The organism is Shewanella eurypsychrophilus, from assembly GCF_007004545.3.
GTDB classification, from domain to species: Bacteria; Pseudomonadota; Gammaproteobacteria; order Enterobacterales; family Shewanellaceae; genus Shewanella; species Shewanella eurypsychrophilus.
The window spans coordinates 1,591,131-1,616,739 of the sequence record NZ_CP045503.2 but is presented as its reverse complement, the minus strand read 5'-3'; the positions used below and the strand labels follow the sequence as shown (position 1 = coordinate 1,616,739).

General features: G+C 45.1%; 22 protein-coding genes. 8 read left to right on the top strand and 14 right to left on the bottom strand.

Annotation, left to right across the window (positions count from 1 at the left end):
• Positions 1 to 313: 313 nt before the first annotated feature.
• The 3 genes from kynU to FM038_RS06740 form a co-directional block, all read right to left on the bottom strand.
• Positions 314 to 1,552 (bottom strand): kynureninase, encoded by a 1,239-nt coding sequence (gene kynU, locus FM038_RS06750; RefSeq protein ID WP_199242728.1) that lies wholly within the window; start codon positions 1,550 to 1,552, stop codon positions 314 to 316.
• Positions 1,553 to 1,990: 438 nt separating this feature from the next.
• A complete protein-coding gene (locus FM038_RS06745; protein ID WP_223293012.1) occupies positions 1,991 to 3,829 on the bottom strand; it encodes an LVIVD repeat-containing protein in 1,839 nt (612 codons plus the stop codon).
• 157 nt (positions 3,830 to 3,986) lie between these two features.
• Positions 3,987 to 5,276 carry a hypothetical protein gene (locus FM038_RS06740; RefSeq protein ID WP_185965769.1) on the bottom strand — a complete coding sequence of 430 codons (1,290 nt, stop codon included), beginning with the start codon at positions 5,274 to 5,276 and terminating at the stop codon, positions 3,987 to 3,989.
• 190 nt (positions 5,277 to 5,466) lie between these two features.
• Between FM038_RS06740 and FM038_RS06735 the strand changes: the two genes are divergently transcribed.
• On the top strand, positions 5,467 to 6,153 hold the full coding sequence (locus tag FM038_RS06735) for a response regulator (RefSeq protein ID WP_142872542.1): 687 nt from the start codon (positions 5,467 to 5,469) through the stop codon (positions 6,151 to 6,153).
• Positions 6,146 to 7,591: an ATP-binding protein gene (locus FM038_RS06730; RefSeq protein WP_142872541.1), complete on the top strand. Its 1,446-nt coding sequence runs from the start codon at positions 6,146 to 6,148 to the stop codon at positions 7,589 to 7,591. Before FM038_RS06735 ends, FM038_RS06730 begins: the two co-directional genes overlap by 8 nt.
• Positions 7,592 to 7,706: 115 nt before the next feature.
• Here the strand turns inward: FM038_RS06730 and FM038_RS06725 are convergent, their stop codons facing one another.
• On the bottom strand, positions 7,707 to 8,186 hold the full coding sequence (locus FM038_RS06725; RefSeq protein ID WP_142872540.1) for a hypothetical protein: 480 nt from the start codon (positions 8,184 to 8,186) through the stop codon (positions 7,707 to 7,709).
• A gap of 191 nt (positions 8,187 to 8,377) precedes the next feature.
• Entirely contained in the window at positions 8,378 to 8,869 is a 492-nt protein-coding gene (locus FM038_RS06720; protein ID WP_142872539.1) for a hypothetical protein, read from the bottom strand.
• A 676-nt stretch (positions 8,870 to 9,545) separates the two neighbouring features.
• On the opposite strand from FM038_RS06720, the gene FM038_RS06715 reads away from it, so the two are divergent.
• Genes FM038_RS06715 through FM038_RS06700 form a run of 4 tightly spaced genes read left to right on the top strand, consistent with a single transcriptional unit; the run spans position 9,546 to position 12,813 of the window.
• Positions 9,546 to 10,418, top strand: coding sequence for a MipA/OmpV family protein (locus FM038_RS06715; RefSeq protein WP_142872538.1), 873 nt, complete (start codon positions 9,546 to 9,548; stop codon positions 10,416 to 10,418).
• 9 nt (positions 10,419 to 10,427) lie between these two features.
• Complete coding sequence (locus FM038_RS06710; protein WP_142872537.1) at positions 10,428 to 10,817, top strand: DUF3019 domain-containing protein; 390 nt, start codon at positions 10,428 to 10,430, stop codon at positions 10,815 to 10,817.
• A 2-nt stretch (positions 10,818 to 10,819) separates the two neighbouring features.
• Positions 10,820 to 11,524, top strand: coding sequence for a response regulator (locus FM038_RS06705; protein ID WP_142872536.1), 705 nt, complete (start codon positions 10,820 to 10,822; stop codon positions 11,522 to 11,524).
• Positions 11,521 to 12,813: an ATP-binding protein gene (locus tag FM038_RS06700; RefSeq protein WP_142872535.1), complete on the top strand. Its 1,293-nt coding sequence runs from the start codon at positions 11,521 to 11,523 to the stop codon at positions 12,811 to 12,813. The genes FM038_RS06705 and FM038_RS06700 overlap by 4 nt, the downstream gene beginning before the upstream one ends.
• 76 nt (positions 12,814 to 12,889) lie before the next feature.
• On the opposite strand, the gene FM038_RS06695 is transcribed toward FM038_RS06700, so the two are convergent.
• Positions 12,890 to 13,345, bottom strand: a complete 456-nt coding sequence (locus tag FM038_RS06695) for a CC0125/CC1285 family lipoprotein (protein ID WP_142872534.1) — start codon at positions 13,343 to 13,345, stop codon at positions 12,890 to 12,892.
• 11 nt (positions 13,346 to 13,356) lie between these two features.
• Positions 13,357 to 14,130, bottom strand: coding sequence for an outer membrane protein OmpV (gene ompV, locus FM038_RS06690; protein ID WP_142872533.1), 774 nt, complete (start codon positions 14,128 to 14,130; stop codon positions 13,357 to 13,359).
• A gap of 524 nt (positions 14,131 to 14,654) precedes the next feature.
• Between ompV and thrS the strand changes: the two genes are divergently transcribed.
• Entirely contained in the window at positions 14,655 to 15,869 is a 1,215-nt protein-coding gene (thrS, locus tag FM038_RS06685) for a threonine--tRNA ligase (protein ID WP_142872532.1), read from the top strand.
• A gap of 178 nt (positions 15,870 to 16,047) precedes the next feature.
• Here the strand turns inward: thrS and FM038_RS06680 are convergent, their stop codons facing one another.
• The 3 genes from FM038_RS06680 to FM038_RS06670 all read right to left on the bottom strand — a co-directional run bounded on the left by FM038_RS06680 (position 16,048) and on the right by FM038_RS06670 (position 20,343).
• Positions 16,048 to 17,340 carry a coproporphyrinogen III oxidase family protein gene (locus tag FM038_RS06680; RefSeq protein ID WP_142872531.1) on the bottom strand — a complete coding sequence of 431 codons (1,293 nt, stop codon included), beginning with the start codon at positions 17,338 to 17,340 and terminating at the stop codon, positions 16,048 to 16,050.
• A gap of 261 nt (positions 17,341 to 17,601) precedes the next feature.
• A complete protein-coding gene (locus FM038_RS06675) occupies positions 17,602 to 18,984 on the bottom strand; it encodes an ammonia-forming cytochrome c nitrite reductase subunit c552 (protein ID WP_419555619.1) in 1,383 nt (460 codons plus the stop codon).
• Positions 18,985 to 19,131: 147 nt separating this feature from the next.
• Positions 19,132 to 20,343 (bottom strand): NnrS family protein, encoded by a 1,212-nt coding sequence (locus tag FM038_RS06670; protein ID WP_142872530.1) that lies wholly within the window; start codon positions 20,341 to 20,343, stop codon positions 19,132 to 19,134.
• A gap of 348 nt (positions 20,344 to 20,691) precedes the next feature.
• On the opposite strand from FM038_RS06670, the gene FM038_RS06665 reads away from it, so the two are divergent.
• Positions 20,692 to 20,886 carry a hypothetical protein gene (locus FM038_RS06665; protein ID WP_142872529.1) on the top strand — a complete coding sequence of 65 codons (195 nt, stop codon included), beginning with the start codon at positions 20,692 to 20,694 and terminating at the stop codon, positions 20,884 to 20,886.
• Between the two features lie 110 nt (positions 20,887 to 20,996).
• Here FM038_RS06665 and FM038_RS06660 read toward each other — a convergent pair whose 3' ends face one another.
• From FM038_RS06660 to FM038_RS06645, 4 genes are all read right to left on the bottom strand, one after another.
• Entirely contained in the window at positions 20,997 to 22,487 is a 1,491-nt protein-coding gene (locus FM038_RS06660) for a SulP family inorganic anion transporter (RefSeq protein WP_142872528.1), read from the bottom strand.
• A gap of 575 nt (positions 22,488 to 23,062) precedes the next feature.
• Positions 23,063 to 24,280: an NADH:ubiquinone reductase (Na(+)-transporting) subunit F gene (nqrF, locus tag FM038_RS06655; RefSeq protein ID WP_142872527.1), complete on the bottom strand. Its 1,218-nt coding sequence runs from the start codon at positions 24,278 to 24,280 to the stop codon at positions 23,063 to 23,065.
• An 87-nt stretch (positions 24,281 to 24,367) separates the two neighbouring features.
• On the bottom strand, positions 24,368 to 24,976 hold the full coding sequence (gene nqrE, locus FM038_RS06650; protein ID WP_142872526.1) for an NADH:ubiquinone reductase (Na(+)-transporting) subunit E: 609 nt from the start codon (positions 24,974 to 24,976) through the stop codon (positions 24,368 to 24,370).
• Positions 24,977 to 24,985: 9 nt separating this feature from the next.
• Positions 24,986 to 25,609 (bottom strand): NADH:ubiquinone reductase (Na(+)-transporting) subunit D, encoded by a 624-nt coding sequence (locus tag FM038_RS06645; protein WP_142872525.1) that lies wholly within the window; start codon positions 25,607 to 25,609, stop codon positions 24,986 to 24,988.

Sequence of the window (25,609 nt, the reverse complement as noted above, 5' to 3'; positions counted from 1 at the left end):
GGCAATGCAACGCAGAAGTGGAAGTCCTGAGAAGCTCACGTAGTGCGGCTATTTTTAAAGCATTGGAAAAACACTTTATGCTTCGCAAGTGGCTTTCGATATAGAATAACTATTAGCTTCAATCCCCTTACTTCCTTACAGCATTTTTAACTCCCGCTGAATGATCACTTATTTAATGGAACTGGTATCAACTGTATAGGCTGAATGTTTAAAAGGTTAAATGGATAATTTACAAATCGTCCGAATACGCCAATAACCTACTGCAAATATTAAAGGCATCGATGAGGTACATCATCGATGCCTTTAAGTGCATTTAAGTGACAGCGTGGCGTTGGTTATATTGCGCTTGTTGCCAACGATTTGTATCCATAATATTTTTGAGTTCTGCGATTGCATCCCAAAGGTCTACATAGCGTAGATAAAGCGGCGTGATCCCAAAACGTAAGGTATCTGGCGCCCTGAAATCCCCCATGATCCCAGCAGTAATGAGTGCCTGCATAATCGGGTAGCCTTCTTTATGGCTCATGGCAACTTGACTGCCACGCAAATCACCTTTAGGACTTATCACCTCAAAACCATACTCACCACATTGCTCCTCAATGAGACGGATCATCAAGTCACCCATAGCCAGAGACTTATTACGGATCTGCTGCATGTCAGCTCTCGCACTGATCTCAATGCCAATTTCTGACACTGACATGGTCAAAATTGGCTGGGTACCACTGAGCATCTGTATGATGTCATCGGCTGGAGTATAATCACGCTCAAAAGCAAAGGGGGCCTTGTGTCCCCACCAACCTGTTAATGGCTGTAGAGCCTTACCTTGATGACGTTTAGCCACAAAGATAAAAGCTGGGCTTCCGGGTCCACCGTTGTAATATTTGTAAGTACAACCAATGGCAAAATCTGCATCACAGGCATTCAGTTCAACAGGCAAAGCTCCAGCGCTATGACAAAGATCCCATACTGAAATCGCTCCGGCCTCGTGAGTCAGCGCAGTGATGGCTTGCATATCCAGCAAGCGGCCTGTCTTGTAATGAACTTGAGTCAAGCAAACAACCGCAACACTGTTATCGATAGCCTTAGTAATATCATCGCCTTCAGCGAACACGATTTCATAATCGCTACCTAACTGCTTTAACAAGCCTTGGGCCATATAATTGTCTGTTGGAAAGTTACTGCCTTCCATCACAATTTTTTTGCGTTCGGGTCGAAGCGTCAATGCAGCCGAGAGGACCTTATAGAGGTTAATCCCGGTCGAATCAGTCATCACAACTTCGCCAGCATCGGCGCCAATCGTCGTGGCAATTTGATCGCCAATGTGGGTGGTTAACGTGAACCAATCATTCACATTCCAGCTCTTGATAAGATCGACGCCCCACTGGCGACTAATCACATCTTGAGCACGTGCTAATGCCTTGGTTGGCATGGCTCCTAAGGAGTTTCCAGTCATATACACCACGCCATCAGGCAGGGTGAACTCATTACGAAAATGAGCCAGTGGATCTTCTCTATCTAAACGTTCGCAATCTTCACGGCTAAGGTAAGTCACGGCTCTCTCCATCCTAAAGCCTGGTGGTTAGCTTTGTGTCTTTGCACCAGTACTTTATTGATTCAGTTTTATTATAATTATGTTCATGCTTTGAATAGATACTAATCAGAACTGATTTAACTTAAAAATAATATTAAGGTCAATAGGTATAACACTTTTAACATATCTGGAACCAGCCTAAACATGTCAAACTTTGTTGCCAACCTCAGCAATACTCGGCTTATAGCTAGATGAAAGGTACTTATAGAAATCGCTATAAAAACAAAGAAGCATCACGAAAAAAACCTGCTATCAAAAAGTAATAGCAGGCTGTTCAACGCAAAAGGGAGGGTTAATAAAGGGCATCACTGAAAGTGAAGAGTTAATCGTTTACGAGTCACTCATAAGCCTAGAGCAAAAACTAATTGCCCTAGGCTTGAAAGGATATAGACACTGGATTTAGCGTTTTGTGCTCTTAACCTTATCACTGGCCATTGCTTGCTCTGGACGAAGCGGCCAAGGAGTTGTTGGCGCTTCGAAGCTTGGCTTGCCTAAAACCGGGCTAGACAAGACGTAGATGCCATGGTTAGTGAATAACCAAAATAGGTTACGGTCATACTCGACATACACACCATGAGATAAATTGCCTCGGGCGAAATCAGGGACTCGTTCATCGTTAAATGGTGGTACAAAGTAAGCCGTTATCTTAGGGTTCTTAGTATCGCTGACATCAAACACCTGAAGTCCTGCGTTATAGAAATTAAACGGTAAGATCCCCTCTTTTGGGCTGCCTGGCTGGGTGTAATAACCCGTACGCTTAGGCCCGAAGCTGCCACGACGCTGGCAAAAATCGGTAAATTTAGCCGTCGCCGGTGGTGTTGGTCTTGGCAGTACACCCACTTCAAATGGTTTTTGGGGATTGCTCACATCAATCATATGAACATCTTTATAGGGCTCGAAACAATCTTCATTGAGTGGATAACCGCTAAAGTAAACAATGCCTGTTTTCTCTACTTGCGACACATCGATAAAGTCTCCTTCGGTGCCAGCAACACTAGGGGCAAAATTCATATGGCTGACAACTTTCATATCGGCAGGATCTGAGATATCTACCACATAGAAGCCTAAACCGCCCATCGCCGCGTAGCCATACTTGCCACCCTTCTCGACGGGTGTCGGAATAAACAGTGACATGCGAGCTCCCATCCATGAGGTACGATTACCCGCTCTTGGATTAGCCTTATAAACGGCTTCATGTTCCTTGTTAAAGGCTATCTGGCCAGGAACAGTAAGCTGGTTTAAAAACGTAGGATTAGCAGGATCGGACATGTCCCATGATTGATACCCGGCAGAATAGAGATCATTACCATATTCAGTGAGCGCGTAACTCGCATCAGGCGCAGCAGCAACAAACATGGTATCACCGCCAAAATAGGCTGGGATATCACGTACACCAGAGCCTTGTTGCTCACCAATTTTTGCATCAGGGTGTCCGATATCTGTGGTGCGCTCGGCGAGCAGTTTCCAATCTTTGGGTAGCGGGCCATTCATCTCATAGACTTTAAAGCCTTTAAGATGATTTGCTTTACGAATCGCTGCAACTTTATCAGGCTCTGTCATCTTGTCGTGAAGCAAGCCAAACCTGCGGATCTCAAAGGCTTGTACCATCACATACTTGCCAAGCTTTTCATTATACTGAATAGAAGCCGCGCCAAACATGTCTCCCTCAGGATAAGGATTGTGCTCGATGCCTTCAGGGCCATTGGCGCCCCAGTTCTGACCTCGAGTGAACAACAGCTCTATTTTTTTGGGGTTGGTAATGTCAAAAATTTTCAGCTCACGACGCACATATTGATATAGGTAGCGACGGCCGTCAAAATCAACCATGTTTTGCCATGTGTGAAAAGGCTCAACCGTGATGGGATAGTAAGCCTCTACCTTCATATTCTTGCTGTATTGCTCTTTGTCCCAATAATCTAACAAGCCATCGAAAGGCTTGCCTTCATAGGTATGTGCAGTAGCGCTAGGGTGAGTAAAGATTCCCGTTTTAAGATCCATGCCATAGCTGCCTTTAGCTGGATCGGTAGGCTTCTTGTTACCTACCAGCTCACTGACATGCTTAACCCATTTGTCTTTAACATTCTCTTCATGGTCACCCGATGCCTGAACGCCAAAGGAGAGCATGACAGCAAAAGCCGCTGACAGGCTTGATGCTTTACATAAGGTAGGCACTGACAAACATTTAGTTAGTTTTATTACGCGAGTATATCCACAAATTACTTCGGTAGAATAAGCCATACTTCCTCTCGGATCAGTGGGTTATAAACAACACTACAGATAAGTGTCGATAACAGTATCAGTTCGATTCTAAGAAAGCATTACATAATAAGATAATAAAATTCATCAGTGTTGATATAACCTTTTAGCTATATCAACTTAACCATGACATGACCATTCAAACGCAGTTTTTCTCCGTTTTTATGCAGATTTTAGTATCACTAAAACTGGCCTCCTCTATGGCAACGACACGGTTTACCCCATCTCTGTTATCGACCATATCAGAGATAAGCGTCGACCCATCTGCTTGCTTCTCTATGGTATATTCCGATGAGCCTCCGCTAAAGAACACGATATTGTTTGCCGTATTTCCCGTGATGAAGTTATCAAAGCCATTAACGATGACATTGCTGTTGTTATCACCGGTTAAGGTGACATCTTTAAGATACTGGGCATGATGGGTATAACCTAAACTCGAATTAAACTTAAGGCTAAAGTCTCCCTCAAAGCTAGCATCGATACGGGCATTATAGGTCAGATATGGATGGAAGAACTTGTTATCCATCAGCTTCGAACCTTGGGGATCTTCATTGGTGATTTCTGCTCTGGTTTTCGCCACATAACCTCCCCACATACTATGGGTTTCACTGCCAGACCAAGCTCCCCAAAGACCGTAATATGCATCGATGACAGATGCTAAATACTCCTGAGTTAAACTGTTCTCCGGTGTAAGCTCAGCAATCCAATCAGGCGATCCTATTCCCCATAGCTTGTCATTAAGCGCGACAATCTGAGCGCTGCGAATTTCAGCCTGATAATCGGCTAATGCACCAATAAATTCAGGGTTTTGGTCGACGCCAATGCCATAATCATGGACCAAATGCAGTATCTCCTCGAAGCTGGCATCACGATGACTATCATAAGTTTGATTGATATACCAGCTGCCTCCCTCTACCTGTATTTCATTCTGATACAGCGGCTGACCACCTAGATTTGTCGCCGGATTAGTGCCGTCATCTTGTCCGTTTAATAGTAATAATATCGCGCCATTGTCCGCCATTTTATTCGCCACCGTCGACTTATCGCTGCCATATTCTGAATCAGGATAATTGGTAAGATAGTGAGTCAAGATAGAACGCGCTCGGACTATTTGATTATCGGACAATTTATCCTGAGCGATAAGGTGTATCGGCTTACCATTAGGCGCCTGAACTTGAGTATAACGATTGAATTTAAGTGCTGGGCTGTATGTCGCCGACAAAGACTCAGGCACATTGTTAATGTCCAAGGCTAAGGTGTCAGCAGAAAGGTCACTTCCTGAATTTTCAGACCCTGAACCACTGCCTGTCGAACCAGTACCAGATCCTGTCGTCTCAGGTACTGGTTTAGTACTTGAAGAATCTGAGTTGCACGCCGCTACAGTTACTAAACTTGTTACTAGCAGGCTTGCCAATAATACTTTATTCATAATATTTTCCCGAAATCATCTGTATCAACAAAATTATCATGGGTAGGAAGAATAAAAAGTAAGCCGCTGTAAGCTCAGGCTTGACCAATGTAAGCAGGTGTAAGCGCGCTATCATTAACGATAAGAGTCTGTAAAAATAAGCTCTCCAGAATAAGCACATCAAGATACAAACTAACGATTAGGAGTTCCAGTGGTAAAAGCGCGTATACTCATTATTGAAGATGATTTAGAGATCTCACGATTGACCGCCATGTATCTGGAGTCGGAAGATTATGAAACTAAGGTTGTCAATGATGGCCTACTCGCAGTCGATACCATTAAACGCTATAAGCCTGATCTGGTCATACTGGACCTTATGTTACCAGGCCTAGACGGTATCGAGATTTGCAAACAATCTCGCATTTTCTATTTTGGTCCGATACTGGTACAAACCGCCTGCGCAGATGATATGAGCGAAGTCAGTCTGTTAAAACTTGGCGCCGATGATTATCTAACAAAACCTATACGCCCCCATGTGATGGTAGCACGCATCGACGCTCTCCTCAGACGTGCTGGCAACAAACCGCCGAATACGCAAGTGATAGCTATAGGCCAGCTAAGACTAGAAACCGCCACCAGAGAAGTCAGCCTCGGCGCGATAAAACCTGTGCTCACCGAAGCTGAGTATGACATCTTACTTCTATTGGCCTCAAACCCAGGTATTATTGTCTCCAGAGACGACTGCTGCCGCTCCTTGCGCGGCATAGATTATGATGCGAGTGATAGATCTGTAGATATGCGGATTTCAGGTTTAAGAAGGAAACTTGGCGATATCAGCTCACCTTATCAACTTATCTTAACCGTACGTAACAAAGGATATATGCTAGTCAATGGCTAAGTTTATCCCCCCATTGTTCGCCCGCCTCTATCTAGGCATTATCATTGCGATAGTGATCAGTATTGTAATGACACTATATTTCAGCGATGAGTCAATCACTAAGAGTGACATGACGAGCTTCAACGCTGATACGAGTTATATCTTTCGTGAAGTTTCCAGTTCCTTGGCGATCAATGGTGTAGAGCCTGAAGCCTATATTCAATCTCTACCCAAAAACCTACTCGCTTTCAATATTCAGTGGCAAGCAGTCTGGAATAACTCTCCAGAGTGTGAAACCTGTGAGTATTTATATACCATAGATAACAGCATGATCTATGAAGATGAAAATGGAGTTTTACTCGCGGCTTACCCACTGCCTAATACTACTGGTGCAATACTCATTAGCGATCAATATCACTACATCGACATGCTTGAGGTTATCAACGAAGATGAAGCGAGCAATGATGACGTGACTAATGATGAAGTGAATATTGAAAACTTAGCCAATTTATGGCAGCAACATCCGGAAGACATACTCCCTGTTATACTCCTGTTTGTAGCCATATTAGCCATAAGTGCCCCTCTTTACTTTCCGATCCGCCAGTTACAGAAACAGATAAACCAGCTTATCGACACTAACGAGCGATTTGGCCGCGGCGAGTTAATGGTACGCGCCTCAGCCAAACTATCTGAGCCAGTAAGCTCTTTGGCTACCAGCTTTAATCAGATGGCTGAATCAATTACCGAAACTGTGAAAGAGAACCAGATATTCGCCCAGGCCGTCCCCCATGAGATGCGCACGCCTTTAAGCCGTATACAACTGGCAACAGGCCTGTTACGCAAGAGCAGTACTGAGCCACAACAAGTCGCCTTGCTCGATAATATCGATACCTATATAGATGATATTGATGAACTCACTAAGCAGGTGCTGACTTTTTCTAAACTCAATGCCGCACGCAGTGAAGACAAGTTAGAGGGCAAGTTAGAAGGTAAGCAAGTCATTAATCTTGAAGCATATTTTGATGATCGCATCACCCAGTTGAATCAAGAACAGACCAAGCAAGTTATTCTCTATTGTCATCAACAAGAGCTGGAGTGCGATCCTGCTTATCTGAGATTAGTGTTTGATAACTTAGTTAAGAATGCCATCAGATACGCCAAATCAACTGTCATCATCTCAGTTGAGACCAAGCCAGATTTAGGTGCTAATGCGAAGCTAATCATTACAGTGGATGATGATGGCCCGGGCATAGCGAAGGAAGATGTCGACACCATCTTTATCCCCTTCTCCCGCTTAGACAAGAGCCGTAATCAGCAAAGCGGCGGTTTAGGACTCGGACTTGCCATCGCCAAATCTGCAACTAAACGTCTGTCCGGAACGTTGACTGTAAGCAGCAACCCGGCAGGGGGAGCTAGTTTTTGTTGCTTGCTTAATTCACATCGAGATACAGATACATAGAAGTGAAGTGCTCGTGCTCGTGCTCGTGCTCGTGCTCAATAGCAAAGAAGCAAAGAAGCAAAGAAGCAATCAAAACTAGAGCAACTTTTAGAAGACTAATACTTAAGGAAAAACTTTAACCATTCATTAGTTTATCCTTTCTCTCCTGCTCCATTTTTTGATTGATAAGATCCATCATTTGAGCAGATATCACAGCTATTTGTGATTGAAGATCTTTGCGCTTTTTCTCACCAGCCTCAGTCTTATCACTTTCTAATAGTTTTAGTTGCGCTTTAAGCTCTTCAATCTTTTCTTTCAACGCTTTTATCAACTCATCAATCTTTTTAGCAGGCGATCCAGACTCTTCTGCGGCTACGGCTTCCGCTTGAGCCTTAGCTTGAGATGATTGAGCATGCAGCGTACTGCCACTATTCGATGCCAGTGCATCCCTCCCCTCTTTAGAGATAGACACCTTAGTTCCATCCTCTGCAGAGTTCGTTTTTGTGACAACTGAAGTATCAGATAGAGGAGGATTACTTGTCGTTGTTTTTACTTCCAAACGACTAAAGTCTCCATTAGAAGCGGGGTTAAATCCATTAATTCCGACTACATTCATGAAAATACCTTCTTGTTGACTCAAACTGCATCAATAAACAATTACCAAACACCTGTATCAAGATTTATCGGCCGAGAAATAGTTAACCTTATATAAAGAATGTAAAATCATCACTTCACGGCTAAGCGGTGTGACCTTAGTCACAAAAATACGTCACTGATAATAAGTTCACCGTGAGGACATGATCAGGTCTATGCATTTTTCACAAGTTTACTGCTTTTCTTAACCAGGTCGGCTATCTGAATAGTTAATTGGGCAACTTGTAGCTTAAGCTCCTTGTTCTTCTCTTTACCTGAATCACTTCTATCCCTAGCTGACTCCTTCAACAGCTCCTTGGTCACTTTCAATTTTTTCTGCAAACGTTCCAGATGTTGCCCGCTCGAGGACTTAGCACTGCCCGACGCAACCGAACCAGTACTGCTCTTGCCCTTAGTTGTTTGACTGTGCAACTTACTTCCCAGCTCCTTTGACAATGCGGCTTGACCCTCCTTAGATATCGACACGACGTCACTCGCCGAGTCCTTATTTGCCGCCGAAGAAGCAACAGCTGCAGTCGTGATGTTATCCTCTATTCCCTGGCTATTGCTTGCACTTGCTACACGGCTCGCGCTCGCCTTGACTGATACATTTGATAGATCTGCGCCAATCGCGGCACCCTGAGCAGTTATTCCAGTGACATTCATACAGATCCCTTTCTTTAAAAATGGCTATTTTCGATACCAATCCAATCGGCTCTTGCATATTGAATGCGAGCTTCAATATTTGGGTTCCGATTCGATCTATAGCTAGCTTCTCAATTCTGGGATTGATATTCAGTAAGCGTATGTAAGCAGGAGTAATAACAAGGTTCTGATCTCAAGGAGAGTTCAAATTCTGAATGGTTTTCCATACCAATTAGGCGTAAAGGACGTGATCTACCCAGAGTAATGAGTAGCAGACTGATTCAAACGAATAAATTAAGAGTACCTCCAATTTCCTCAAGTCATCCAGCACTAAAGCAAGCAACTCCCCCCCAAAAAAGCGCATTTTACCGATTCTGCTATTGCGTTAATGATTGGCATAGGATGTTCGCGACACAGATGTAACCAAGACCGCCAATATGCTAGTATCTTGTAAGTATTCACGGCTTCATTGTAAATAAATGTGCCTTACATAATTAGCAAGCATCATGGGTTACCAATACCAGGCTAATCATTGTATCTAAACAATTTTTATGCTCCGGGCAAATTTATAGCGACATACACGCCTATTCATCGCTTGTAGAAAACAGACCAAAATATTCGCCTAAGTTTGAGGCGTTAACGATCAAGATCCCAGGAAACACATGTGTTACTCCATAGCCGCAGATAGAAGAAGCAAATGAGCAAGAATGTGAAAAAAATAAGCCTAGGTATTATTCAGATCATAATGTTGACCTTGATGATCTTTCCTCGGATTGCAACGGCATCGGACATTGCCAGCAGTGTCGGCAGTGGCGTAGAAAATCGCCTCGCCGATGGCGGCTACTTTGAACTAGGTGCCAGTGTTTATGGCGTCAATAAGATTGATGTCCGCCAAACCAGTCACGAATCAGTGCAACCTTCGCTGTTGATCAGCGGTATGTATCAGTACAAAGGCCTGTTTGTGGAGATGATCCACCAATCTCAGGATGGCATTAATTTAGGATTTAACTTTTGGAACTCACAGAACTGGTCCTTAGATTTACTGCTTGCCAATCTGCAGAGCTCCTGGAGCCGGTCTGAAGGTGTGGATCCCAGTATGCTTAATGAAGCCGGTCGCAACGCCTACCTGATGTCAGAAGAATCCCTCTACGTAGGAGCGGGTTTTCGTGCCACCCGCTATTGGGGTGAACGTTACGTGTTCCAATATCGGTTGGTCAGCGATTACTACGATGATCAGGGGATCTTAAGCACCGCCAGATTGGGCACATCCTGGCAGGTTCGTAATTGGAACTTCCACGCCTTGGCTAGCATAGAATACTCATCCTCCACTTTGAATAGTTACCTTTTTGGCGTCAGCGATGAGGAAGCGACTGATCTGTTCCCCGAATATCAGCCAGGCAGCTCCTTTAATTACGGTATGGAATTGGGAGTGGCATACCCTTTGAGTGAGAGTTTCGTATTCCGTGCTATGTATCGCTTCAAAATATTGCCCGATGAAGTAACTGACAGCCCCTTTAACCAGACTGGTTATGTGTCGTTCTTTAACGCTTCCATCAGTTATGTGTTTTAGGTGGTCGGCATGAACAAATTTAATAACTATTTAGCATTGATACTATTGGGGGGGCCCATGACGGCCTGGAGTCAGGACAATTCAATTGCCTTTACTGCCACTCCCAAACGATGCATCGCCTTGCACAAGGGCCAGACCTGCTATCAGGATGTGCTGTTCCGTTGGCAGACACCACAGAGTGGTCAATATTGTCTGGTTCTGAACAAGGATCAACGCAAGCTGACATGTTGGAATGGCAAAGCGATTCAAGAGTACCAGTATAGTTTTGAAGGAGACAAGACCACCACATTTAGTCTCATCCACAAAGATGAAACACAGCCGCTGGCACAACTCAAAGTGGTAGTGACCTGGGTTTATAAGGCCCCTAAACAGAGTGGATCCGGTTGGAGATTATTTTAAATATGTCAGTTACAAAGCAGATTTTAGTAGTCGAAGACGATGCCTCACTCGCGGAGTGGATCTGTGACTATTTGCTGGATCACGGTTACGGAGTCACGCTGGCGAGCCAAGGTGACTATGCGCTGGAAATGATCGCCGAAGAGCAGCCTGATCTGGTGTTGCTGGACGTAATGATACCGGTTAAAAATGGCTTCGATGTGTGCAAGGAAGCCAGAGAGTTTTATACCAAGCCGATCCTGTTTATGACCGCCTGCAGCGAAGATGGAGACGAGATTCAGGGGCTGGATGTTGGAGCCGATGATTACCTCACTAAACCAATCCGTCCGAAGGTGTTGCTGGCGCGCATCAAGGCATTATTACGCCGTTCCAGTGATGAGGAAGTGAAACAACAACTGGTGTTTGGCTCGCTAGTCCTGAACGCGACCGCCAAATCGGTCACCATTGACCAGCAGCCAGTGGGCCTGAACGCCAATGAGTTCGATGTGTTATGGCAATTAGCATTGAAGGCGGGCACCATAGTCAGTCGCATCGAACTGGTATCCCATCTAAGAGGAATCGAATACGACGGTCTAGACCGCTCAATAGATATCCGCATTTCACGCCTGCGTAAGAAATTGCAAGAAGCCCAGCACCAGCCTTATAAAGTCAAAACAGTTCGTGGTAAGGGCTACCTTTTCTGTCGCGATGACAGTGAGCCAGCTTCATGAGAAAGTTGATTGTTTCTCTGGTGTTAGTTGTGCTGACGACCATCGCTAGCCTAGGCTGGTCAATCAGCGAATTTGCAGCCCTTCAGAGCCCTGATACCAATAACCCCAGTGTCGCCAACCGTCTTACTGCACTAAAACTCATGGGTAGCACGCTGGCACTGAGCCTAGATAATGACACTGCCCACAGTGATCCCTTCATTGACAACTGGAATCGGCATAATTCTGAGCAATTATCCTTGATAACCGAAGCGGAGTTTGGCTTACCTGCTCCACTGAAGGCACAGTTCGATACCGAGTCATCCCTGCTTCTCGAGTCCGACGAAGGGATCTCTCTGCATTACCGAATGCCCAACACAGGTCAAATACTGAGTATTAATACCCATCTAATGACACCAGCAGATCCCAGTTGGAGCCTGAATAGGCTGTATACCATGCTGTTTTATGTTGGCGTCGTGGTAATTTTACTGGTATGGGTGTCCCCGCTTATCCGGCGGCTGGTGAACCTAAGTAAGGCGACTCAAGCATTTGGTATGGGTGAATTACAGCAGCGAATCGCGGTCAGTAAAACATCTTATATCGGCTCCATTGAAACCGAATTTAACCGTATGGCAGATCGTATTCAGCAGCTGCTGGATGACAACAAACTGCTCAGCCGGGCGGTATCCCACGATCTGAAAACCCCTATTGCCCGACTTCGATTTGGTATCGAAGCGCTGGAAGAAACTCAAAATGAACAGCTGCGGGTTAAATACTTCCAACGGCTAAACCGAAATCTTGACACCATGGAAGAGCTAGTGATGACTCTGCTCAGCTATGCCCGTCTGGATCAGGCCAATATCCAGCCAGACTGGCAGTTCATTGAACTCAATACCTGGTTGCAGGAAAAACTGACTGGCCAGGCCGTTCCAGAACACCCCGTCGACTTCGTGCCCTATGGTAAACCACTGACTGTCAGTACCGATCCTAAGTACCTGTCGATGCAGGTGAATAACCTCCTCAGCAATGCTCAACGTTTTGGCCGCTCACAAATCAGGCTAACTGTGGCTATTGAAGACGACGTACTATGGGTACATATCGACGACGATGGCCAAGGCATCGATATTCAGGAAGCAGACCAAGTGATAAAACCCTTTGTCCGAGGTCAGCAAAGCCGAGACAATGCCGGTCATGGCATGGGCCTGGCCATTGTCGATCGTATCGGCTCTTGGATGGGGTCAAAATTGTGTATTGCTCGAGCCCCAGAATTAGGTGGAGCCCGCATGTCACTAAGGTTTGAGTCGTTCTCGTAAGAAGCAAACCTACTTAAAACTAGCCAGAGAAAGAGCGCGCCTGTCAACAGTGGCAGGCGCTGGTTGGTGCAGTAAGTTAGTCTTCGACACTCACATGACTAAGGATGTAATTAGTGTCGTATACCCGTGAAACGGCATTGTCAGGTTTTCTACTCAGCCCAGTCACTTCGACCACTACCGAGGTCTCCTTGTTCGTGGTTGAGCTGCCCCACAACAGACTACTGCTGGTGTCCGCCACGCCAAATTGGCCCACAGAGTCGCGATCGGTTTGCTCACGAGTGAACGTAAAGTAAGGATAGCCTGCCTGTTGGCTCAGCTCTGCCGATTTACGCATGATGTACTTGCGCGCTAATGCCCTGTCTGTGTTGGTATTACCCACAAAGCTAATCTGCCAACCGTCCGGTGCAATCTGTACGGTTTCAAATCCTTTACCGAAAGACCAGAAGTCCTTTTCGGTGTCATAGGGAGTCGCACACGCAGTCAGCATTAACGCCAGACCAGCACACACATATAAGTGTTTAAATGATTTCATATTTTATGCCCTTAGAAACTGTAGCTCACGCCTAGCGTAGTTACCCATTGGTTACTGCTGTCCACTAAAGGAGAGTCAGCCATGTTGGATGCTAGATGCGAGTATCCGGTAGCTTGGGTGATGTCCAAGTGCTTCGTGACTGGGATGACCATGGCATAACCCACACTGTAGGCTAAGCTACCACTGCTCTGATAAGCCGTGCGCTGTGGGGTAACTTCCGAGCTAGATACGCCTGTGTAATAGTTTACGTAGTCTTTGCTAAAGTAATGCACACCAGCGTAAGGTACGATATTGGCGAAACCCAGATCCATTGGGTGATAATAGGTCACATCAGCTTGATAACCTTTATAAACACCGGTGACATCGTGTTGAAACTTAGTCGATAAAGTGCCTTTTCCTAGATGGATATCGGCGTTTAACCCCAGATCACCACTTACTTTGCGATCTTTCATACCAGTTAAAATATCGGCATCGTCGGAGTCGAAACCAGGATTTGCAACCAAAAAGGCGCTGAAATTGACTAGACTGTCGTTGTCGCCGAAAAAACGGTAGTTAACACCGGTCAAATCTATGTTGAAGTCTTCACCGTGGTAGCCTCCGTTCAGGTAGACACCAGTCTTGTGGTCCTGATCTTTATAGAACTCGCTGCCAGTAGCAACGCCGGCACCTGCGAAAAATTGGCCCTGATGGCTGTAGATGTTACCGTTACGAATATAGGTATCACTTTCAGCCATGGCGTGGCTGGACATCAAGGTTACTGAGATAATTAAGCATAACTTTTTCATTTTATGGTCCTGTTTACATCTGTCGAGTGACTGTGGAAGCACTATATTCCACTTGCAGACAGGACTCTGTATCCAAATGTAACCTGAGATCGTTTGGGACTAACAGCAACCACTCATTATCCTATATCTGCTAGCTAACAATGAATAACAGTACAACTAGCCACTAAGTTAGTCTGGTTCCTATTGATACTCCCCGCGTTAAACTAAAAATTCACTTGTAACCAAAAACGCAATAACTACATATTTTCAATTAGTTAAATCAGAGGTAAATGTGTTCACATGGAGCCTAAAGCAAAAGTGACAATTTAACCCTTGTCTTTCTTATACGAGTTTTGCTATAACAATAGGGACGAATAAATCCCTCGAGGAAAGGTAATGAAACGATTAATTGCAGTTGCGATAACCACCACCACATCAACCTAGAGTTGTTGTGTTGGCATTGTAATTACCGATTTATTACGCAAAAAATGGCTAACATGATTTCATGTTAGCCATTTTAGTTTTACCGCGCTTATTTTGATTTCATGTTGGTCTCCACTGAAGCAACGGAGATAAACAAGATGAAAAACGAACACAGAAAAATAGGCAGTGAACTTGAGCTATTTAGCCTCTCGGACTATGCGTCCGGCATGGTGTCTTGGTATCCTAAGGGCTATGCAATCTATCGTAAGGTAGAGGCCTACCTCAGAGAGATTCAAGAGCAATATCATTACCGCGAGATCCGCAGCCCCATTATGGCCAACAGCCAGTTATGGGCTAAGTCCGGCCATCTGGAAAAGTTCAAAGACGACATGTTCCTGCTGCAAAGTGACGGGCAAGAGCAGGCACTCAAGCCAATGAATTGCCCCTTTCACATCGAGATGTTCAATCAGCTGTGTCAGTCTTATCGACAGCTGCCCCTAAGGCTTTCTGAATTTGGTCTGTGTCATCGCAATGAGGCATCCGGGGCGCTAAATGGTCTGTTAAGACTGAGGAGTTTTAATCAAGATGACGGCCATGTATTTTGCCGTGAACAGCAGATCCAATCTGAGCTGATCTCCTTTGTCGAGATGCTTTACCGAGTCTATGGCAAATTCGGTTTCGATGCTGATAGCATAGAAGTCAGCATCTCACTGCGCGCTAGCAATAAGGCTGGCAGCGAAGATGCCTGGGACCGCGCCGAACAATACCTGCAAGATGGCCTCAAGCAGCTCAATATCCCCTTCGAACTCCAGCCCAATGAAGGTGCCTTCTACGCCCCTAAGGTCGAATTCGCCCTAAAAGACTCTCTGGGACGAAAATGGCAATGTGGCACTTTCCAATTAGATTTTGTACTGGCCCAAAGGATGGATGCGACTTTTATTAACGAAGAAGGACAAGCTGAGTATCCGGTCATACTCCACAGGGCCGTGCTTGGCTCATTGGAGCGATTTATTGCCATCTTACTCGAGCATTATCAGGGCAAGCTGCCTCTGTGGTTAAACCCTAATGCCATTTCGGTATTGCCTATCTCCGATAGCCATATTGCTCAAGCAGATATTGTCTATGACAGGCTTAAAAACTTAGGCTATCAAGTCTACATAGATAAGAGCCAAGACTCAGTGGGTTATAAATTAAGGCAACATTTCAAACAAAAAGGCCTCTATTGCCTCATCATAGGCGATGAAGAGATAGAACAAGGTAAGGTCACAGTCAGGCAGAAGAAATCTAATGCCAAGATGAGTCTGCAAGACTTCATCGACAGTTTGGAGGCCGCCTAGTACCACCACAACTCAGCAGGGCTTTAATGTTATTAGCCCCGATAGCATTTTAACCTTAATACTAAAGCACACAGCGGCATCATATCGAGCCGCTGTCATCTCAACGTCAAGGGCCTCACTTAAAATCGCTAACCCTGTATTCTCCACCCCAGCTTTTAATCATCACAGTAACTAATGACTAAATACTCGTCAGTGGTAATTCTCTCGCCTGTTCTCTGAGATAATCCATGCCACTCAGGAAGCCGACAAACATCTTCAGGGCTATAAATTGTCCTTGCTCTGTAGTCTGGTAGTTATCTCCCCGTTTTACAATCGCCCCGGATGCTAGCAGAAAACTCATCTCCAGCGGCAAGGCCCGCCACAGAGAATGTCCTGTATGTGCCTTAAACACCTGATTATCCAAATGTCCGTGCCCCATCATAATCATTAAATGATGCTGAATTAATGACTTACTCTCTAGGGACTTAGTATAACAAGTCGCGGTTTTTACGCGGTCGATAAGTCTAATGTAATCAGCAATGTCGAAGCTTGAAATGCGAAACTGCTCACCAAATCGACCAAAGGCACCAGAGCCAACACCGAGACAATCTTCGCCGTCGAGTACATACTTATTTTGTACTGGTTGACCAAAGTTACGACTGAAAGTCCAGGGAAATTCCATCACATAGCGTTCAGTCAATGCCTGCTTAACGGCTAGAAATTGAGGCCATAACTCATGGGGATCTCCTGCCAAACATCCGGCCTTTTTACGGTTCTTACCGATACCAATAGTCAAAGGGTAGGTGGTTATTTGATCGGGGTTAAGCGCCATGGTCTGTAGTAGATCTTCGTGAACAGACTCTGCAGTCTGCACCTTAAAGCCGTACATCATGTCGACATTGACGGTTGGGAACAGCTCGATGGCACGACTGACATAATCCGCCTGCTGCTTACCTGAACCAAATTTCTCAAATCTACCCGTGCTTTTGAGTATGGCATCATCGAAGCTTTGTACTCCGATAGACATACGATCCACTAAGCCTTTCAGTAACTCTGGATTTCCCTCACTGAAATAGATGGGGTCACTTTCACAAGAGACTTCGCGGATTGTCGTCAGGCTCTTGATAAGCTCTATGGTCTTAATCAGCTCATCTTCGAGGATCGTAGTGGTTCCACCGCCGATATACACACGATTAAATCGATAACCTCTGGCTATGATCTCACGTATCTCCAGCCTCAACGCCTGAAAATACTCTCTAGCCAAGGTTTCTTGAAACTTAACCTTATGAAATGAGCAGAACCGGCACAAGGTGTGGCAGAAGGGAATATGAATATATAAGGTTTCTATGGGCTTGCTTGGCACGCAACCAGTCCCTGCAGATATTGGCACAGCATCTTGCAGTGACAGAGATTGTTTAATACTGCGGTTTATCATCCAATCCAGACTATCTGTGGCTAGATACAGTCGAGTCTTAGAGAGTGAGTTCATCATCTTTGAATACCTTTGAACCAATACCAGCTGTCACAAGCAGCGCTTAATGAGGGGATCGGGTGTTAAGAGAGATAAGAGGAGGTCAGGGTAATCAAACTGAAGCAGAGAAACTGTCGTATTGACGGAGTATTGATGATATCTATTGATTTTTTATTAATTTTTGTAGGAAGGCGCAGCTTGTTCTAACTTTGTTAAGCCTGTTATTTATACATAAAAAAGCCGTTCATTACTAATGAACGGCCCTGTAGCCTAGGCTATAACCTACTCGTAACCTCTCTTCGTGATCGGTGACCAGTTTTTCTCTACTTCCTCTTTAAGGAAGGCTTGCTTCTCTTTGGTTAACGCTTCGACAGAGATCCCAATAGCTTGATGGGCCTTCTCTTTAGTGCTGATATCCGGATAGTAGACGTCCTTAACCTCTAACTTGCTGAGGATCTCAGCAAGCTCAGATCGGGCAAGTTCCGCCTGCTCCGTCGCTTTAGCCAGCAATGCTTTACCTTCTTGGGGGTTGTGAGCATACAAGCCATGTGATGCCATGGCGAAATCCCAACGCCACTGAGCATGGCGTATAGCCATAATAGCTTCATTCATGATTGGCCAACTCGCACCAGCAACCCAAGCAGCTTTAGCTTCGTAATGCGCCTTTACTAAGAGATTTTCTACATGTCTGGCAGCCTTATTGATTGCCTTTTTATCTCTCTCTAATGCATTTTCAATCTTGCTTTTGCTACGATGACAACTGCTACAGGCTTTATCGAACTGCTCAAGGGCATTACCCACCTTGTGGTCGGTATACTCTTTGCCCGTTTCATCTGTGGTAGTCGGCATATGACAAGTGATACAAGTGACCCCTTGTTTAGCATGCTTACTGCGGCTCCAATGCTCAAATTCAGGGTGACGAGCCTTTAAAATTGGCGTCTTTGAGATAGGATGGATCCACTCATAGAAGCGTCGAGTGTCATAATATTTTTCAATCTTGTCGGCATCGTTGCCAAATATCCAAGGGATGTTGACCTTGTTACTGCTTTCAGGTTGAAAATAATAGCTCACATGACACTGGCCACAGACCTGAGCGCCTTGCATATTGGTATCTTGTTTATCGAACGGCAGATGGATCTTAGTCATGGCATCTTGTGCATGAGGTCTTGGCAGGGCTAACTTTTCAGAGCCTTTAACATGACAATCGGTGCAATAAACCACGCTCTTAATCTCACTACCGAGATCGGTGAAGTTTTTCCCTGAAAAGCCCTGCACGCTAAGCTCATTCATTAAACGCGGTGCATCTGGGGTTTTACAGGTCCAGCAACTGGCCGATAACCCTTTGGTTCCCGCTTCAGGCGTCACACCGGTTCTCAAAGTATGAGTCACATCGGCTACCGCAAACTGATGACCTCTTGGGCTGTGGTATTCCTTAGCAAATGAAGACCCTGCCCATAAAATAATATTGGCCGGATAATTGGCGAGCATATCTTCGCGCTCAACTTGTTCCTCAGTGGCTGCCCAACTGTCGTACTGAGCCGGAAACTGAGCCTTATCTGCTGACTGCACCGAATCGATTTCAGTACCAGCCAAAGATTGACCTGAGAACATAACGCTCATCAAGAGGGTCACGCTTAATGAAGTACGAGAAAGCCGTCTTATCATAAGATTGAAATACCTAAAGTTTTATTACTAACACTAGTTTAGATGAAAGGAAGAAAAGAAGATTCGAGCGCCGGTTAAAAATGTTAACCCGCGCTACAATTTATACCTAAATAGGTAGAAATAAATAAATCTTTTTAAAAGAGCGAGTTAACCCGGTCTTCCATCAACACGAGGACGAGACAGGACGGGTATGTAATGCAATACAAACATGCCAAAAGCGATAAACCAAAGACCGCCGGAGAGCCACAGCCAGGTCTGATAATACTCAGGCATAACTATCGGCATTAAGGCTCTGGTTATCGCAGCTAAAGCAATGCTCGCAAAGGCTAATGACATCTTAGGCCCTGCATAGATGTTACGCCCTGTATGACCCAAAGATACTCGGGAGATCATAGAGAGACATATGCCACCCATGGTGCCAATGGCGAACATATGCAACAAATTACGATAAGCCATCAGATTATCAATATTCCAGGCTAATGCCAGCAAGGTGACAGGCAATAACAGGTAGCCAATGTGTAACGACCAAAGCATGGGCTCTTTTAGAGTCTTATGCGGATTCCAACGACCCCACCTGACAAGATGCAATACACCGGCAACCACCAATAGCCCTTGCTCAACAGTCGATGGAACAAACTGAGTTATCGCTTGGATCACCAGCAGTAACATCACCGCGACCAAGGCACGCTCTAGCCAGATAATGGGCGCAGGCTTATCTTGTTTAATGCGTATCGCGGTAAAGAAAGGAATAACCCGACCACCGACAATAGTGATCAGCAATGCCATCCACCAGATCATCGCCTGCCAAATGTGATTTGAAAGTATAAAATCACGTTCGCTCAGGGCATAATAACTCAGTAAATTGATACACATAGCTAACGCTATCATGATTGGAAAGCCGATATTATTCCACTGTTTCACTTTATAGATGCTAGTCCACAGCTTTAGTGCGGTTAACCCTAAGAAGAGCGAGTCGAATAGTGCCGGTAGTAATAATGGGATATCGAAAGGCAGTAGCAGTAACACTCGAGCCGTAAGCCAACAGAAGAAGGTGAACGCTAGACTTTTCCCTGACATGCCGTCTTGATTGGTCCAGTTCTTGACTGCTGTGAGTAAGAAACCAGCGACAATTGCCATGGCGAAGCCAAATAACATCTCATGAGGATGCCACCAAAGCGGCACAACCTTACTCCAAAACTCACTCTGGAACAGGCTATACTGAGGCATAAACCAAGTCACTAGCCAGAGGGGGATATACAGAGCCGCCAATATAGCGCCCCCTAAAAAGAAGGGCCTGAAAGCCAATCGCCATATAGCTGGTGTTTTTTCAGTCTCTGCTGGGTCATCAATATTAAGCATTAAGGTCACTCCGAACTAAACGTGTATATAATTTGCATCTTTAGATTTGAGCTCATTTTAAGCCCATTCACTCTTCTTGACAATCAATATGCATACAAAGATAACAATTAGTCAAATTTCTGTGATACGCCTCGAATTAGTCAGGGCTTAAATGAGTGACTTTACTCGCTCAACGACTGGAACTTAAAAGTGTTTTTCGCACCGATAACACTCAATCCATTTAAATAATATGCTATTAATGTGAGTAGGCAGTAAGCCATTTTGCTACAGCCTCTCAAGAACAACTTGCTGTACTTACTTTCTTGGCCAATGACAACAATCGACAACTAATCTCACACTGGAGTAATTATGCATTTGATAATGAAAAGCCAGTTCGATGAACTTAGATTAAATGATGATTTTGAATATAACGCCGATGACAAAGGCGGCAAGAAAGTCGTCAAGATATTCAAAGACGGTGAGCTAATAGCCAAGAAGGTGGTGATAAAACATTCGGTACAATATTTCGGTATTACAGGCATCGAAGCGTTACTGACCCACTGAGCTTGCTTTAACAAAGGTTATACATAGATGTGCAGCCTTGCGGCTGCACTGTAATAGCCTTAGGTTAGGCTCGATAACTCATCTGCAATACAACACAGAGCAAGAGTTAATTAGTGGCTCACAGAGAGTTGCTTTTGTCGTTCAGGGTTATCGTATATCGCGAACTTTCGGATCAGTTTTTCACTAGGATCATTCATCCCTATCACCTTAACTATCACGCCCAGTTTTCTAAATTTGAATATCACCTTATCCAGTGCCGCAACCGCGGTAATATCCCAAAAGTAGGCGTCGGACAGGTCAAGAGTGATCGCATCTGTCACCTTCTTAAATTCAAATAAACCGATAAAATGATCTGCCGAGGCAAAAAATATCTGCCCATGAACCCTATGTGTGACATGCTCTCCCTCCACAATCACCTCATCTCTGACGGCTAGAATATTACGACTCTTATTAGCATAAAATAGCGACGCTAAAACCACACCGACTAATACCCCAATCGCTAAGTTATGAGTTATTACAACCACAAACATAGTTGAAAGCATAACGATATTAGTCGGTAGAGGATGATGCTTAAGGTCCGCAATGGATTGCCATGAGAAAGTGCTAACTGCCACCATAATCATCACAGCTACCAGCGCTGCCATGGGGATCAATTTTAGCCACGAGTCTAAAAACAGCACCATGATCAACAAGAAGATGCCCGCCGCTAGGCTAGATAGCCTGCCCAGTCCGCCAGACTTGATATTGATAACAGATTGACCAATCATGGCACAACCCGCCATTCCGCCCATCAAGGACGCACCAATATTGGCAATACCTTGGCCCTTACACTCACGGCTCTTATCGCTATAGGTATCGGTCAAGTCATCGACAATACTCGCCGTCATCATAGACTCGAGTAATCCAACTACAGCTAATGCTAAAGCGTAAGGTAAGATTATCCACAAGGTCTCAAGCGTCAAAGGCACATCGGGCCAAAGGAACACAGGCAATGAATCTGGCAAATTGCCCATATCACCCACAGTACGAATATCCATTTCACTATAGATAACAATCACGGTCAGCAGCACGATGCACACTAGGGGGGATGGGATCAGCTTGCCAACTTTAGGGATCATCGGGAACAGATAGATAATAGCGAGTCCCAGAGCGGTCATGGCATAGACATGCCAGCTAACTTGGGTCAGCTCTGGAAGCTGAGCGAGCAATATTAGTATTGCCAGTGCATTCACAAAGCCAGTGATCACTGAGCGGGACACTAAGCGCATCAAGTCAGCCAGTTTTAGATAACCTATCACTATCTGGATAACACCAGTAAGTAGTGAAGCGGCCAATAGATACTCCAAGCCATGCTCTCTGACCAGAGTCACCATCAACAAGGCCATCGCCCCAGTAGCACCGGAGATCATGCCAGCCCTGCCACCACTAAAGGCAACAATGACGCAGATACAAAATGAGGCATACAGACCGACCTTAGGGTCGACGCCAGCAATCAAAGAGAAAGCGATCGCCTCGGGAATGAGCGCAAGAGCAACGACGATGCCAGACAGCAGGTCGCCGCGAATATTGGACATCCAATCGATTTTAAATTGTGTAAACATTAAACCTCTACTTTTCATCAGATAGCCGGACTTTATTAGACTGTCTGACTTTCTATCAGGCAGCCAAAAGCGTTCCAGAGTTCTGAAAAATTTAGCTATAAATTTTGGGCGCAAGTAATCACTGCAAAGTGCAGTAAAGATAGAGCGCGAGTGTGAGTGTGTTGCTTGATAGCAATAAAGCTAAGAGAGGGGCTGGGGCTAAGGCGGCGTAATTATCACGTTATTTAATAACTCCTTTCATCTATATATTAAAGGCGATAGTGTACGCCTTTGAGCCTAAATTTCACCCCTTAATTTACTCCTTTTTATTCACTAGTGGATATTTTAGGCATAACTCACTTTATTTGAAACTCAAAACAAAAATGCAGCCAAAAGGCTGCATTTCAATTTCTACTAATAACACTAGCTATTAGTCACCAAAGTCATCTAGCAGGATGTTTTCCTCTTCGACGCCTAGGCTTTCCAACATGTTGATCACCGAGGTGTTCATGGGTTGCAGTAGGGCCACACTATTTGTGGAGCCTAATCATGAATACTCTTCACCACTATTACTCACCCAAAACGAGTCACAAAAACTAGTCACCGAAGTCATCTAGCAGGATGTTTTCCTCTTCGACGCCTAGGCTTTCTAGCATGTTGATCACCGAGGTGTTCATGATTGGAGGGCCACACATGTAGAACTCACAATCTTCCGGCGCCTTGTGATTTTTAAGATAGTTCTCATAAATCACGTTATGAATAAAGCCGGTGTAACCCTCCCAGTTATCTTCAGGCAATGGATCAGACAGTGCTACATGCCAGACGAAGTTATCATTCTCTTCTGCCAGCTTATCGAACTCATCCTGATAGAAGACTTCGCGGGTCGAACGCGCACCGTACCAAAAACTCATCTTACGCTTAGTGTGCTCGCCTTTAAGCTGGTTAAAGATATGAGAGCGCATCGGTGCCATACCTGCACCACCACCGATAAATATCATTTCAGCATCGGTCTCTTTAACAAAGAACTCACCGAATGGACCCGAAATGGTCACCATATCACCGGCTTTAAGATTAAAGATATACGATGACATTTTACCCGGCGCAACACCTTCAGATGGTGGCGTGGCAATACGTACATTCAGCATGATGCGGCCTTTCTCGTCCGGGTAGTTAGCCATAGAGTAAGCACGCAACACATCTTCATCGACTTTAGACACCAGCTTAAACAGGTCATACTTGTCCCAGTCACCACGATATTCTTCTGGAATATCGAAATCGCTGTAGTTGACCTGATGAGCCGGCGCTTCAACTTGAATGTAACCACCGGCCTTAAATTTAACGTCTTCGCCTTCGGGTATTTTGAGCAATAGCTCTTTAATGAAGGTGGCCTTGTTATCGTTTGAGATAACTTCACATTGCCACTTCTTAACGCCGAAAATCTCCTCTTCGACTTCAAGCTCCATATCGGTTTTAACCGCCACCTGACAAGCTAAACGACAGCCCTCTTTGGCCTCTTTTTTAGTGATATGGTCACGCTCTGTTGGCAAAATATCACCGCCACCAGACTTTACTGTTACGCGGCACTGGCCGCAGGTTCCACCGCCACCACAAGCCGATGGGATAAAGATATTTTTATTGGCTAATGCACCAAGTAGCTTATCTCCCGCAGGCGTTGTGATGCTTTTGTCATCGTCATCATTGATGCCGATCCTGACATCACCGGTTGAAACCAGTTTACTCTTGGCGAATAGAATCACCATCACCAGCATACTCACCACCAGGGTAAACATGCCGATACCAATTGCCATTTCCATCGAATCTACCTTCTCTTAATTCAATTTCGTTAATTCAATTTCGTTAATTCAATTTCGTTAATCTAAGTACGCGATTAGCTCACTGAATTAAATTGAGATACCTGCGAATGCCATAAAGCCCAATGCCATCAGGCCTGTGGTGATAAACGTAATGCCTACACCTTGAAGCCCTTCGGGTATGGCATGAAACTTCATTCGTTCACGCAGGCCTGCCAACATCACAATCGCCATCGCCCAACCAAAACCTGAACCCGCGGCAAACACCACGGACTCACTTAAGGTGTAATCCCGGTTGGCCATAAAAATAACCCCGGCAAAAATCGCACAGTTAACGGTTAACAGTGGCAGGAAGATCCCCAGCGAGTCATAGAGGCTCGGGATGTATTTATCTAAGAACATCTCGAGGATCTGCACTAACGCCGCGATAACACCGATAAAGGTGATCAGCTGCAGGTAACTCAAATCAATCTCAGGGTATCCGGCCCAAGCCAGCGCCCCCGGAGCCAGTACGTTGGCATAAATAAGCTGATTTAATGGTACCGCAAGCATCATCACGACTATCACCGCGATACCGAGACCGAAGGAGGTGGATACCTTCTTTGAAACCGCTAGGAAGGTACACATGCCCATGAAGAATGACAGCGCCATATTGTCGATAAGGGCCGCCTGAACAAATAGATTTATATAGTGTTCCATAACCTTCTCTTACCCTCTCTTACGCTGAATGACATTGATAGCCCAGATCATCAAACCGATCAGGAAGAAGGCAATCGGTGGCAACTTGAACATCTCGTTCGTTAGGTACCAGCCTCCATTTTCCACTGTTTTCAAAATCTCATAGCCAAACAGAGTGCCACTACCTATCAGTTCTCTGACAAAAGCCACGCCGAGTAAGATCACGCCATAGCCCATGGCATTACCTAGCGCATCGACCACGGCCATTGGCGGCTTATTCTTCATGGCAAAGGCTTCCGCGCGGCCCATGATGATACAGTTGGTAATAATCAAACCCACAAACACAGATAGCTGGCGAGACAACTCATAAGCGATATCCTGCAGCACCATGTCGACGATGATCACCAATGAGGCGATAATCGTCATCTGCGCGATGATCCGCACGCTGTTGGGGATAAGGTTGCGTATCGTCGAAATAATCAGGTTTGAAAAAACCAGCACGAAGGTCACGGCTAAGGTCATCACCAATGCCGTTTGCATCGAATTACTGACCGCTAGCGCAGAACAGACACCAAGCACCTGCATGGCAACCGGGTTGTTCTTGAAAATAGGAGTCGTTAATATTTCCCGGGTGGCGGCTAAATTTTTACTCAT